Origin of the sequence: Streptomyces sp. LUP47B, assembly GCF_001746295.1 — a bacterium.
In the GTDB taxonomy this organism is placed as follows: domain Bacteria; phylum Actinomycetota; class Actinomycetes; order Streptomycetales; family Streptomycetaceae; genus Streptomyces.
On record NZ_MJAH01000001.1, the window covers coordinates 605,804 to 617,976 of the forward strand.

At 68.8% G+C, this 12,173-nt stretch carries 13 protein-coding genes and 1 pseudogene; 6 read left to right on the forward strand and 8 right to left on the reverse strand.

What is annotated here, in order from left to right; all coding sequences use genetic code 11:
• Positions 1–22 precede the first annotated feature (22 nt).
• The gene (locus BFN33_RS49290; protein WP_079140535.1) at positions 23–220 is read left to right on the forward strand and encodes a 2Fe-2S iron-sulfur cluster-binding protein; all 198 of its coding nucleotides are present in this window, start codon (positions 23–25) and stop codon (positions 218–220) included.
• A gap of 172 nt (positions 221–392) precedes the next feature.
• Here the strand turns inward: BFN33_RS49290 and BFN33_RS02685 are convergent, their stop codons facing one another.
• Positions 393–773 (reverse strand): helix-turn-helix domain-containing protein, encoded by a 381-nt coding sequence (locus BFN33_RS02685; protein ID WP_069758191.1) that lies wholly within the window; start codon positions 771–773, stop codon positions 393–395.
• Positions 774–914: 141 nt separating this feature from the next.
• Here BFN33_RS02685 and BFN33_RS02690 point away from each other — a divergent pair, with 141 nt between their 5' ends.
• Positions 915–1,322 (forward strand): RidA family protein, encoded by a 408-nt coding sequence (locus BFN33_RS02690; protein ID WP_069758192.1) that lies wholly within the window; start codon positions 915–917, stop codon positions 1,320–1,322.
• 92 nt (positions 1,323–1,414) lie between these two features.
• Here BFN33_RS02690 and BFN33_RS49295 read toward each other — a convergent pair whose 3' ends face one another.
• Positions 1,415–1,567, reverse strand: coding sequence for a hypothetical protein (locus BFN33_RS49295; RefSeq protein WP_256122608.1), 153 nt, complete (start codon positions 1,565–1,567; stop codon positions 1,415–1,417).
• Positions 1,568–1,620: 53 nt separating this feature from the next.
• Here BFN33_RS49295 and BFN33_RS02695 point away from each other — a divergent pair, with 53 nt between their 5' ends.
• On the forward strand, positions 1,621–2,013 hold the full coding sequence (locus BFN33_RS02695) for a helix-turn-helix domain-containing protein (RefSeq protein WP_069758915.1): 393 nt from the start codon (positions 1,621–1,623) through the stop codon (positions 2,011–2,013).
• Positions 2,014–2,030: 17 nt separating this feature from the next.
• Here the strand turns inward: BFN33_RS02695 and BFN33_RS54005 are convergent.
• Positions 2,031–2,393, reverse strand: a pseudogene (locus tag BFN33_RS54005) (IS5/IS1182 family transposase); the annotation flags it as partial.
• 13 nt (positions 2,394–2,406) lie between these two features.
• Positions 2,407–3,357: a chlorophyllase gene (locus BFN33_RS02700; RefSeq protein WP_069758193.1), complete on the reverse strand. Its 951-nt coding sequence runs from the start codon at positions 3,355–3,357 to the stop codon at positions 2,407–2,409.
• A gap of 175 nt (positions 3,358–3,532) precedes the next feature.
• Between BFN33_RS02700 and BFN33_RS02705 the strand changes: the two genes are divergently transcribed.
• Positions 3,533–4,141, forward strand: coding sequence for a TetR/AcrR family transcriptional regulator (locus BFN33_RS02705; RefSeq protein WP_069758194.1), 609 nt, complete (start codon positions 3,533–3,535; stop codon positions 4,139–4,141).
• Between the two features lie 717 nt (positions 4,142–4,858).
• On the opposite strand, the gene BFN33_RS02710 is transcribed toward BFN33_RS02705, so the two are convergent.
• Both BFN33_RS02710 and BFN33_RS02715 read right to left on the reverse strand, forming a co-directional pair.
• On the reverse strand, positions 4,859–6,436 hold the full coding sequence (locus tag BFN33_RS02710) for an AbgT family transporter (RefSeq protein WP_079140537.1): 1,578 nt from the start codon (positions 6,434–6,436) through the stop codon (positions 4,859–4,861).
• Complete coding sequence (locus BFN33_RS02715; protein WP_069758195.1) at positions 6,436–7,737, reverse strand: amidohydrolase family protein; 1,302 nt, start codon at positions 7,735–7,737, stop codon at positions 6,436–6,438. Before BFN33_RS02715 ends, BFN33_RS02710 begins: the two co-directional genes overlap by 1 nt.
• A gap of 50 nt (positions 7,738–7,787) precedes the next feature.
• On the opposite strand from BFN33_RS02715, the gene BFN33_RS02720 reads away from it, so the two are divergent.
• Complete coding sequence (locus BFN33_RS02720; protein WP_069758196.1) at positions 7,788–8,966, forward strand: Lrp/AsnC family transcriptional regulator; 1,179 nt, start codon at positions 7,788–7,790, stop codon at positions 8,964–8,966.
• A 70-nt stretch (positions 8,967–9,036) separates the two neighbouring features.
• On the opposite strand, the gene BFN33_RS02725 is transcribed toward BFN33_RS02720, so the two are convergent.
• On the reverse strand, positions 9,037–9,939 hold the full coding sequence (locus BFN33_RS02725; RefSeq protein ID WP_218108947.1) for a glycosyltransferase: 903 nt from the start codon (positions 9,937–9,939) through the stop codon (positions 9,037–9,039).
• A 457-nt stretch (positions 9,940–10,396) separates the two neighbouring features.
• Positions 10,397–10,849, reverse strand: a complete 453-nt coding sequence (locus BFN33_RS02730) for a cupin domain-containing protein (protein WP_141757936.1) — start codon at positions 10,847–10,849, stop codon at positions 10,397–10,399.
• Positions 10,850–11,443: 594 nt separating this feature from the next.
• Here BFN33_RS02730 and BFN33_RS02735 point away from each other — a divergent pair.
• Positions 11,444–12,154: a DUF4232 domain-containing protein gene (locus BFN33_RS02735; RefSeq protein ID WP_069758199.1), complete on the forward strand. Its 711-nt coding sequence runs from the start codon at positions 11,444–11,446 to the stop codon at positions 12,152–12,154.
• Positions 12,155–12,173: the final 19 nt, after the last annotated feature.

Here is a 12,173-nt window from a genome sequence, read left to right on the forward strand (position 1 = left end):
GGTCTCCTTCGCGCGCAGCGGCATCACCGTGCCCTGGGACCCCGCGTACGGGACGCTGCTGGAGCTCGCCGAGGCCTGCGACGTCCCCGCCCAGTGGTCCTGCCGCACAGGCGTCTGCCACGCCTGCGAGACCGCTCTGCTGAAAGGTCAGGTCGCCTACTCACCACCGCGACGATCCTCACGCCGCCGGTCGCGACGACCAGTTCGGCAGGGGCGGTGAGGTGCCCGGCGGTGTCCAGGGTTTCTCGGATGTGCTGGGCGAGGGGGTGTCGGTCGGCCCGCACGGGCGATCACCAGACACACGCGGGTTGCCGGTTACTGTGACTGGGCACGCTGGTTGGTCGCTCTGAGCATTGCAGCCGGCCGACCCACGGCAACGCGTGCGCCCGCCGTCAGGTGTTGAAGCGTCGGCGGGCGGCCTCGATGTGACCGAAGTACTGATGGGTCCAGCCGCACATGCCGTCGACTGTTGCGCGCAGGGCTTGGCCCGGCTCGGTGAGGGTGTATTCGACCCGCGGTGGGACGGTGGGGTGCACGGTGCGCTCGACCAGGCCGTTGCGCTCCAGCATGCGCAGGTTCTGGGTGAGCATCTTGTGGCTGATGCCCTCGATCTCGTTCCGTAGCTCGCTGAAGCGCAGGGTGCGATCACCGAGACCCTCGACGATGAGGAACGCCCACTTGTTGGCGACGTCGGAGAAGATCTCCCGCGCCAGGGAGCCCGCACGCGCCAGGTCCGCATCCTCGGGCGAGCCTGTGAACTGCTTGGTCACCATAAGGTTCTCCAGTCACTGAAAAGTGCGTTCTTCCACGTCAGCACTCACTCTCTTACAGTTCCTGAGTAACCACAAGAGAGTGATCGTCTGGGTCGGCGCGGATGCGAGCCCACACGCGCTCAGGACGAGGAGACAGACAGCATGGCCATCACCTTTGTGAACCCCAGCGGGCTACCCGAGATCGACGTCTACCGGCAGGTGTCGATCGCATCCGGGTCAAGGCTGGTCTTCATCGCCGGGCAGGTCGCCTGGGACGCCGAGGGCGTCACGATCGGCGAAGGCGACCTCGCCGCCCAGGTCGAACAGAGCTATCTCAACGTCGGCACCGCCCTGGCCGAGGTCGGTGGCTCCTTCGACGACGTGGCGAAGCTGACCTTCTACGTCGTCGACTGGACCCCCGACAAGATGTCCCCGCTCCTGGAAGGGATCTCCCTGGCAGCGGCCAAGCTGGGCGTCACCCCGGCCCCGCCGACCACGCTGATAGGCGTTGCGGCACTGGACGTCCCCGAGCATCTGGTCGAGATCGAAGCCACCGCGGTCCTGGACTGAGCAGATGCTCTTCGCCACTGAGCGCCGGAATGGCCACCTATGGCGCCCAGTTGCCAACCGGCGTGCTCAGTCACAGTTACTGACGCACGCTCCTAGGTCAAAACCGTCAGCGGCAGCCGGACCGCCGGGGGCAGCGGCGGGATGGCCGGCTCGGCCCGCATGCCCTGGATCAGCAGCGCGGCGAAGCGCCGCGAGGCAGCCACCGCGACGGACGACGAGGTGGTCCGGATGCCGCTGTTGGCCATGAGCACCTCTGCGCCCAAATGGTCAAGAACGCACTTTGGGAGCACCAAGGATCATCAAGGACACCGATCTGCACGGCGTTGACGCCGAAATAGGGACCGTCTTCCGGGCGGACTGCCCCAGCCGACCGATCCTCGACCAGATTGCGGACAAGTGGTCGATGATGGTGATGGCGCCGCTGGAGCGGCCCACCCGGTTCAATGAACTGAAGCGAGGCCTGGAGGGCATCACCCAACGTGTCCTCACCCAGACACTGCGCCGCCTCGAGCGCAACGGCATGATCCAGCGCAGGGTGCTGCCGACCTCACCGGTCGGCGTCGAGTACTCGCTCACACCCCTGGGCGAGTCCCTGCGCAAGCAGTTCGGCCTGCTCTACGACTGGACCGTCGAGCACAGCGGAGAGATCCAGAACTGCCAGCGGGCGCACGACACCAGGATTGACGCTTAAGTGCCTGTTCGATGATGGCCGATGTGCAAGACGCAGGTGGATCGCAGTGGCATGGCGGCCCAGGTGATCTAGGGTCTCGGAGTGCTGGATGAGCCGTGCGTAGTCCCTCGCGTGGCGGCGTGCATGCATCATCCAGGCGAGCGACCTCGCAACGACCCAGCAGTGGTTAGCAGCACGACGAAGCCGGAGGCGTCCTTGGGACGGCTGACGGGCTTGATCGTGAGGTTGAGGTGCTGTCTGGCAAGTCGACGAGCTTCCCGGCGTAGGCGGAGTCGGCCCAGACGATCTGTGCTGTCGCGGTGCACCAGGCGCAGGCGGAAGTGGACTTCCTTCGCGGCTGCGGCCGCATACGGGTCGGCGGGAGTGGCCATGACCATGAGGCTCGCGGACGGCCTACTTGGCTTCGACTCGTCCGACCGGGTCGGGGCCGGATGTAAGGGCCTCGCGTGCGGTCTGCCAGGCGTTGTCGCCGGGGTGGAGCTGGCTGCGGAGGTAGGCGGAGGTGAGGCGGCCGACGGCGGCGACCCGTTCGGGGCTCTCGTCCGTGGTCTCGGCGACGTCGTATCCGGGGATTCCGCCGAGGGCGTGCCCCGCGCCGAACAGGGTGAGCAGGGCCTTGGGGCCCGGGGCGAGGGTGTAGGGGTCGGCGTGCCAGTCAGGCCCCATGTCCGTGAAGTGCCGGGAGTCGTCCTCGTCGCCGGCGACGACCAGCGCGGGTGTGGTCATCGTGGAGAAGTCGATCGTCCGGAAGACCGGCAGCGCGTCGGCCATGGGCCCGTTGATGACGTCGCCCCTGCCGGGCGCGGCGAGCAGTACGCCCGCCTTGATCCGGGGTTCGAGCAGGCTCACCTCCTCGCCGTCGTCCGTGACGAGGGCGCCGAGCAGGAGGCTCGACGTGAAGCCCCCGAAGGAGTGTCCGGCGACGGCGACCTTGGTGTGGTCGATCCGTCCGGCGAGCAGCGGTACGGCCTTCTCGATCTCGTCGAGCCGGTCGAGGATGTGGCTCATGTCCTCGGAGCGCGAGCGCCAGAAGAAGGGGGCTCCGGGGGCGTCGGCGACCTGGTGGCTCAGTGTCCTGGAGGTGAGGTGGGTGGGCTGGATGACGACGAAGCCGTGGGCCGCCCAGAAGTTGACGAGGGGCGCGTAGCCGTTGAGCGACGAGAGGTTGTTCGACGGGCCCTGGCCGTGGGAGAGCAGGATGACCGGAAGGTCCGTGCCGGTCTCGGGCGCGGAGACCCGCACCTGGAGGTCCACGGGGCGTCCGGGTACGGACAGCACCACGGGGCTGTAGGACAGGACCGGAGCCGGCGAGGCGAGGTTGTCGGTGATGTTGGCTGTGCTCATGATGCGCGGTTTCCTTTTCTGCGGGCCTTGTCGGCCACCGGTCCGGTTCGGAGGCGGTAGGGCAAGGGAGATGGGGGGCGCCCCCGGTTTCGGCTAACCTGAAGTGGAGCGTCGCACCACTTAATATCCGGAACAGCGCTCCGCTTTGTCAAGTGGTGCCGGAAGGAAGAGCGTGATGCCCAGCGAGAGCCCCACGGGGAAGGCGCCGGCCCGGAGCAAGCGGACCGACGCCCTGCGCAACCAGCAGACGGTGCTCACCGCCGCCGCCGAGGTGTTCGTCACCTCCGGCGTCGACGCGCCGATTCGCCAGATCGCCGCACGGGCGGGCGTCGGGATGGCCACGATCTACCGCCACTTCCCGACCCGGGCGGACCTCGTCACCGCCGTCTACCGCCATCAGATCGAGGCATGCGTCGAGGCCGGTCCCAAGCTGCTGGCCAGTGCGGAATCCCCGTTCGACGCACTGCGTCAGTGGATCGACCTCTTCGTCGACTTTCTGGCCACCAAGCACGGACTCGCCGACGCCCTGCAGTCCGACAGCGACCGCTTCGCCACGCTGCACACCTACCTCGTCGAGCGCCTGGAACCCGTGAGCGCCCAACTCCTCGACGCCGCGGTGGAGGCGGGCGACATCCGGCCCGGCATCCAGCCCTACGAACTGATGCGCGGCATCGGCAATCTCTGCATCGGGGGCGAGGACGACCCCCGCTACGAGCCCCGCCGCCTGATCGAACTGCTCCTCCAAGGGCTGCGGCAACCTCGACCGACCGCGCTGACCACCTGAGCTCGCCCTGCCCTCGGGCCATCCACCAACTCGGTGTGAGGCGAGCGCCGATGCACCACCACGTCCAGTTCCCGGCCGACCGGCTTCGGCATCGGCCGGCCCAACGCGCAGTCGATTACGGCTTGTCGTTGTGGAAGGCGCGCCACACGATGTTCGCCGACCGCCACCGCGTTCGCGCCAGTCGTCTCCGGTCAGCGCGGCCACGGATCGTTGTGCTGGATGAGGGTGCAGGCCGCGTCGAAGAGGGCGATCGGAATGTCGGTCAGGCGGTCGAGCAGGCGCTGCACGTCCGGGCCGACGTGCAGCGGCACCGGCCCCCGCTTTCGGCGGCCTGCCCTGCCAGGTGGCAGGGCGGTTCGTACTCGGCCTCCGGCAGGCGCTGCGTCCGTAAGAACGCGCGCAGGACGGCACTTGACGTATGCGGTGAGACGCCGGCGAGCCAGGCAACCTCCTCACTACGCAACCCCGCCATCCTGCGCAAGCCCGGCCGGAAGGGCAGGCCCACATCAACCGGCTGGACGCGAGCGCAGCGGCATCGCCAGACTCGGTGCGTCGTTCGTGCAGCAGGGCCGCAGAGGTCATGCGCCGTGGCCGGAGCGGTGCCGGAACGTATGGGCATGCCCAGGCCCACGCCGGCTGTGGCGGCGGCTCGGTGGGCCTGGGCGCGTTCGCTGCGCAAGAACTTCAGGTTGAGGTCGAGTCCCTCGACTCCACCGCTCACCTGAGCCCGATGTGGGCACCGGGCCCCAGCGGCAGGTCGAACCCGTAGAAGATCCCCAGGATCGCCAGCCACAGCACCAGGAACGGTCCGGCGAAGATGGCCAACCGGGAGATGAGGGTGCCGAGCCTGGCTTCGGGTTCGTACTCGCGGAGCATCGCCAGAACGAGGAACACGTACGGGTTCATGGGTGTCAGGACGCCGGTCGCGGAGTCGCCGATACGGAAGGCGGCCTGGCTGAGTGCCGGGCTCATGCCCATGAGCATGAACGCCGGGATGAAGACCGGACCCACCAGCGACCACAGGGCGGAACCGGAGAGGATGAAGAGGTTGAGACAGGCGACGAGCAGGACGAACGCCATGATCGCCCAGAAGCCCGTCACGCCCAGCGAGTTGAACACCGCGGCGGCCTTCACGGCCAGCAGCACCGCGACATTGGACCAGGTGAACAACGCGATGACCTGCGCGGCGACGAACATCATGACGATGTAGCCGGACATGGTCTTCACCGAGTCGGTCACCGCGGTGACCGCGTCCTCGGTGCTGGTGAGCGTCTTGACGGTGATCCCGTACGTCAGCCCCGCCAGCAGGAACACGCCGAAGAGGACCGGAACGATGCCGCTGAGCAGCGGCGAAGGCACATAGGCGCCGCCATCGCCGCGCAGTGGCGCCCCAGGCGGCAGCCACAGGGCGAGAACCGCACCCAGATAGACCACGACGACGATGCCCGTCAGCAGCAGGCCCCGGCGCTGGACGAGGGTGAGGCTCATGTCCTGCCCGACCGGCTCGTCGTCGGCCGACTCGTACGGGCCGAGGCGCGGCTCCAGGACGCGGCTGATGAGGAATCCGCCCAGCAGCGCGAGCGCGACGCTGCTCGACGCCGTGAAGAAGTAGTTGATGAGCAGATGGATGTCGAGCCCGTCGGCCGCCGGGAGCACTGCCGCCGCCTGCTGGGTGATGCCCACGTACAGGGCGTCGAGGGAACCGATGGTGAACCCGGCGGCGTAGCCCGCGGTGACACAGGCGAAGCCGCCGATCAGGCCTGCCGCCGGATGACGCCCGGCGTTCTTGAAGACCAGGGCCGCCAGCGGCGGGAGCACGATGGCGGCGACATCGCTCATCATGTGCGCCTGACTGGCGATGAGGGCAACGGCATACGGCAGCGTGGCGCGCGGGACCCGGGCCAGGGTCGCCCGCATCGCGGCCTCCAGCAGACCGGTCCGCTCGCAGAGTCCGACCACCATGATCAGGACGAGCACGGCGCCGATCGGCGGGAAGGTCGCGAAGTTGGGGATCAGGTTCTCCACCAGCCAGCGCAGCCCCTCGCCGGTGAACAGGCCGGTGATTGCCTTGGTGTCGTCGGTGCCGGGGACGTCCACGGCGACATGGGCGAGTGCGAGGGCGGTGGAGACGACGCCCAGCAGGAGGAAGAGGGCGGCGAACAGCACGATCGGGTTGGGCAGAGCGTTGCCGGCCCGCTCGATGAGCGCGAGGACGCGGTCGAGGACGCCGCGCCGTTCCCTGTCCGGGGTCCTGCCTTCCGGGGTGGGGAGGCCGGTCAATGAGGAGGAGGACATCAGGGCCGCCTTCCGGTCGGTGCCGTCGGCAGCAGGTCCTTGCGGACCACGCCGTCCTGGACGACACAGACGATGTTCGCGGGATCGCCGAGGACGCCGATGTCCGTGAGCGGGTCGCCGTCGCAGAGCAGCAGGTCGGCGGTGCGGCCGGGGGTGAGGGTGCCCAACCGGTCGGCCATGCCGAGGAGTTCGGCGGAGGTGCGGGTGCCGGCGACGATGGCGGCCATCGGGTCCATACCCAGGTCCACCAGGTAAGTGAGTTCCATCAGGTTCACGCCGTGCGGACCTACGGCGGCGTCGGTGCCCAGCGCGATCCGGGCACCGTACTCGATGGCCCGGGCGATGTTCTCCTTGGTGATCCCGGACCAGCGGACCTTCTTCTCGTAGTGGTAGGGCGGCATCGTGTCCTTGTTGATGCCGGCGTACACGGTGGACAGGGTCGGCACGACGAAGACGCCGCGCTCGCCGGCCAGATCGAGGGCCCGCTCGTCCAGGCCGTAGCCGTGCTCGATGCTGGTGACGCCGCCGCGCAGGGCGTTGAGGATGCCGGCGTTGCCCTGGGCGTGCGCGGCGACCGGCTTGTCGCCGTGCCGGCGGGCCTCGTCCACGACGGCCCGGATCTCCTCCTCCAGCAGGCCCTCGTCGTCGGGCTGGTCGTACGGGCTGCCCATCCCGCCCGTGGCGCAGACCTTCACCAGGTCGGCGCCCTCGCGCAGCACCTTGCGGACGGCGAGCCGGGCCTCGTCGGAGGTGTCGGCGATCTCGGACATCCCGGCGCTCAGGTCGGTGCCGTCGGGCAGGCGCACGTCGGCGTGACCGCCGGTGTGGCTGATGATGCGTACGGCCGTGTGCAGTCGTGGGCCCATGACCCGGCTGGTCTCGACGGCGGTGCGGTAGCCCGCGGACAGGCCGCCCAGGTCGCGGGCGGTGGTGATGCCCGCGTCGAGGGTCTGGCGCAGCCGGGCGGCAGTGTCCAGAGTGACCAGCACGGGATCGAGTTCGGCGCGGCGGCCGGGGGGCGAGCCCTGCGCGTACGCGAGGTGGACGTGGCAGTCGAAGAAACCGGGCAGCACCGTACGGCCGCCCGCGTCGATGGTCCGGACGTCCTCGGTAGCGGGCGGGGCTGCCGCGGCGGGTCCGGCGTAGGTGATGGCTCCCTCGGCATCCGTCACGACGACGGCGTCGTTCACAGGGGCGACACCCGTGCCGTCGATGAGCCGGGCATGGTGGATACGCAGAGGGGTCCTGCTGGTCTCTCGCGCGGTGACATCCGTCGCGGTACCGGTCGTGGCATCCGTCATGGCGGGCGATTCACTCCTCCGATATATGGAACAGGCGAATGGAGTGTGGAATGCACGAGAAAACTCCGGGTCACAGTGCAGCTTTCGACCCCGATTCCGCCAAGGCGCGCAGGAACGCGCCCCCCGGAGGAGCGCAGGATTTCGCCGCACTGGGACTGGACGAGCTCGACCGTGCCGTCGTGCACGCGCTGCAGATCCGCCCTCGGGCCCCGTGGACGCTCGTAGGAGAGGTCCTTGCCGTCAACCCGGTGACCGCCGCCCGACGTTGGCACCGGATGGAAAACGCCGGGCTGGCCTGGGTGACGGCCTACCCGCGGCTGACCAACGCCACGATCGTGGTCACCGGGATCGTGGAAGTGGACGCGGAACCCGGCGCCGCCGAGGACGTGGCGCGGATCCTCGCCGCGGACCCGGCGGTGGCGAACGTCAAGCTGATGGCGGGCGGCCGCGACCTGGTGGCCTCCGTACAGGCTCGGGACCTGACCGAGCTGGCCCACCTCACCACCCTGCTCTTCCAGGGAACGCCGGGAGTACGGGCGACCCGTACGCACGTGTCGACGGGAGTGACCACCGAAGGCAGCCGATGGCGGTTGCGCAGCCTGGACGCCGTCCAGTGCGCCCAGATCGAGGCGGCCCTGCCGACTCCGCCCGAGAGCGAGGACACAACGGGATGGGACGACCTGGACGAGCGACTCGTGGAACTGCTGAGCACCGACGGCCGCATGCCTCTGCGCCAGTTGGCCGCGGAGACCGACAGGGGCCTGACGACTGTGCGTCGCCGACTGCGGTCGCTGCTCGCCACCGGGGTGAGCCTGCGCTGCGACCTCGCCCGCCCGCTGTCCGGATGGCCGCTTTCCGCGGTGTACTTCGCGTCCGTTCCGGCTCAGTACCTGGAGGAGACGAGCCGGGCACTGTCCGGCGTACGGGAGGTCCGCTCGTGCGCGATCACGGCCGGACCGCACAACCTCGTGATCGACGTCTGGCTGCGCGCCCTGGCCGACGTGCACACCTTCGAGGCACACCTGTCGGGCCGACTGCCCCGCTTGACCATCGGCGACCGCTCGGTGGTGCTGCGCACGGTCAAGCACATGGGCCGACTCCTGGACGGGGACGGCCGGTGTGTCGGCGTCGTCCCGCTCGGCCACCCGCAGGACCAGGACGTGCCCCGTCAGGCACTGCGCATGGTCGGCACCACCTCGCCCGGAGAGACCGACGCGGCGCTTACGTGAGTTTTCTCGTCGTGGCGGGTCGGCGGCCGGGCCCGTACCGGAGCCAGGTTGGGAACGTCTCGCAGGCGTATTACCCGAGGCGCTTCAACAAGAGCCCGAGAACGTCGTCGGCCGAGTTCATCCCGGCGATCTCCTCGGCCACCGTCGCGGCGCCGTCGGCCACCGCCTGGTCGGCAAGCACTCGCGCGACCGCGTCGGCGACCTGGTCCGGGGTGTCGATGACCACGGCCGCGCCCGCTTCGGCGGCGCGCGCGGCGTTGACGGGCTTGTCCAGGCCCATCGGGCACAGGACCATCGGCCGGGCAGCGCTCAACGCGGACAGCACACTGCCCGCTCCCGCAGAGGACACCACCACGTCCACTCCCTCCAGCAGGTACCTCATCGGAACGAAACCCGCCAGGTGCACCCGCGCGGGGTCGACCGGCCGGTCCCCGACGTCTGTTGCGGAGTGAGGAGCGACGAGAACGTTGACGTCGAGGGCGGCCAGCGAGTCCAGGATTGCGGCGAGGGTGCCGGGACCCTCGACAACCGTGCCCAGCGTCACGAGGACCAACGGGCGGTCCTCGCGGTCGGCGAACTTCGGCCGGGACCACATGCTGTTCTCGTCGGAGTGCGGCTCGGGACGGATGGCTATTCGCTCCGCGGGCAGCGTGTAGCCGTCCCGAAGCAGACTGTCGGGCCACGGGTCGATGTAGGCGACGGGCGCCGTGGGGGCCACTCCGTAATGGGCGAAGCGAGCGACGGCAGCCTCGGCAAGCATGGTAGCCAGCCCGGCGTCGAGCGGCAGGGCCGCCCCATGCGCTGCCCACGGGACGCCGAGCGAGGCAGCGGCAAGTGGGCCGAGGTAGTCGACCATGTCGGCGACGATGAGGTCGGGGGCGAAGGCGGTGGCGGCGGCAACCGCGGCCTCCGCACCGAGGCCCACTCGGGATTCGACGAAGAACTCGACCGGTCCGGCCGCCATGTCCTGCATAGCGTCTATTTCGGCGCGTCGGGTGACATCCTGCAGGGTCTCCGGGATGCTCGGGCCGGCGGGGAGTAAGGGCGTCGGAGCAGTCGAGGCGGCCATCGACGCATGGCTGAGCACGGCAACTTCGTGACCAGCACGGCGAGCCGCCGCAACGAGCGGCAGCATGGGCAGCAAGTGTCCAAAGGCGGGCGTGGTGGAGAACAGGATGCGCACGGAACTCCTCAACGTGATGTGGCGGCCATGTCATCGGCCGCTCGAAGGCGACGCGGAACGTCGGCTGGCAGCGGGCAGGCAACTACCGGACCGGACGGACCGCGCGTCCGCCCAACGACCCTGGGCCGAAGCGTCCTTGGCCCACGGCAGCCCGTTCCGGCGGGACGGAGGAGGGACATGCTTGGGGGAACCGAGTGGTTCTGCCCCAGTGCCTGGCCTGAGTAATGAGCTGCACCGCGGTGCGGCGTCAGTCGAAGGTGAATCCGTATGTGTCGGCGACGGCGGCCATAGCCTTCACGTCGACCTCGTTGAGCGGCGGGCCCACCTGTCCGCGCACGCCCGGAGTACCTATCTCGGTGAACATCGCGTCCATGCCGCCCGGGGCGTACAGGAAGTAGATGCGCGCGGGCTTGGTCCGGCTCAGGTTCCTGAAGGAGTGCCGTACGCCCTTGGGCACGTAGACCACCCCGCCGGCCTCGACCTCGTATTTTTCGTCCCCGGCGGTGATGACGAGTTCTCCGTCCATGACGATGAACGTCTCCGACTCGCCGTGATGCGTGTGCGGAGGCGGTCCGGCGTCCGCGGGCATGATGGCCTCCACCAGGGAGAGTTCACCATTGGTGTGCGTCGCCTTCAGCAGCGTGGTGTACGTGTCACCCACCAGGTAAACAGGCTCACCACCGTCCGGCGGAACATGCACGGGGGGAATGTGTAGGGACACGCGTGATCCTTTGACTCATGTGGCGTTGAAACGGCGGACACACCATGAAGTGCCTCCCACCGCAGTCGGAGTCTGGCAAGAGTGACCACCCCGACACCACAACACGAGGTGCTCAATAGGTGCTCACTCGTGCCCATTCCTGTACGGCCAAAGGCTTGAGCCCAACTGCCAACTCATAGCGCAGGTCTGGACGCAGGCTGATCCCAACGGGCTTGTCGGCGCTCGCACCGAGGCCGCCGGCTTGGCTCCGCCGAACTCGGCGAAGACCGCATTGAGGCTGACCATTCCTGATGAATGAAGCGTCGGCTTCACGAGGTCGTCTCAGCGGCTCGGCGAGCGTCATGGCGGTGAGCATTGGTTGGCATGGGACGACCAGGAGATGAGCACCGTGGCCACGCAGTCCGGGCCGGTGACGATGCCACGATCGGACCCCGAGGCGCCCGGTGCCCGCTGGGCAGCCGGCCTGCGTCGCAGAACGCTGACGGCGCTGTCCGAGCACGAACCGACGCGGCCCGTGGGCCGACAACGTCCTGTCATGAAGAGGTAACCAGCTTGCGCACACATCGACTTGCCGTGGCCTTGGCCAGTTCCGCCGTCCTGGCCCTGGCGCTCACCGCCTGCGGAGAAAGCGACGCCGAGTCGAAGTCGGTCGAAACGGCAACCACGGAGCCCACCGACACGACCGTCACGCCCACCGCCGCCGCCACCGCCGTTTCGGCATCGGCGTCTGCCCCCGCCACGGGGCAAGCCACGAAGGGCGCGGGCTCCCAAGGCTCCGGAAACGGTGGCGGCAGCGGAGCGGGTGCCGGCAAGACCTCGTCCGCCGGCACGGGCTCCGGCAGTGCCAAGCCCGTGGACTGCACCACCGGTTCGTTGAAGTTCGCCATCAAAGAGGTGAAGAGCCCCATCAACCACGCCCTCATCACGGCTACCAACACCGGCTCGAAGCCCTGCCGCATCTACCGCTACCCCGCCCTGCGGCTGAGTGAGAACTCGCAATCCGAAACAGCCAGGTTGGGGCCGAGCCAGCCACAAGCCGTCGTCACCCTCGACCGCGGCGCCACCGCGTACGCGGGCCTGATCACCGCGTCCGTCGACCGCAACAGTCAGACCAAGGTCACGACCTCCTCGATCGGTTTGTCGCTGCACGGCCCCGACGCGGGAGACTCGTCCACCGAGAACGGGGTGGATGTACCCGTTCCCGGCGGTTCCCTGTACGTCGAGGACGACAACGCCCAGGTCACCTTCTGGCAGGACAACGTGAGCGACGCGCTCGCCTGGTGAAACTGGAACTGGCGTCCCA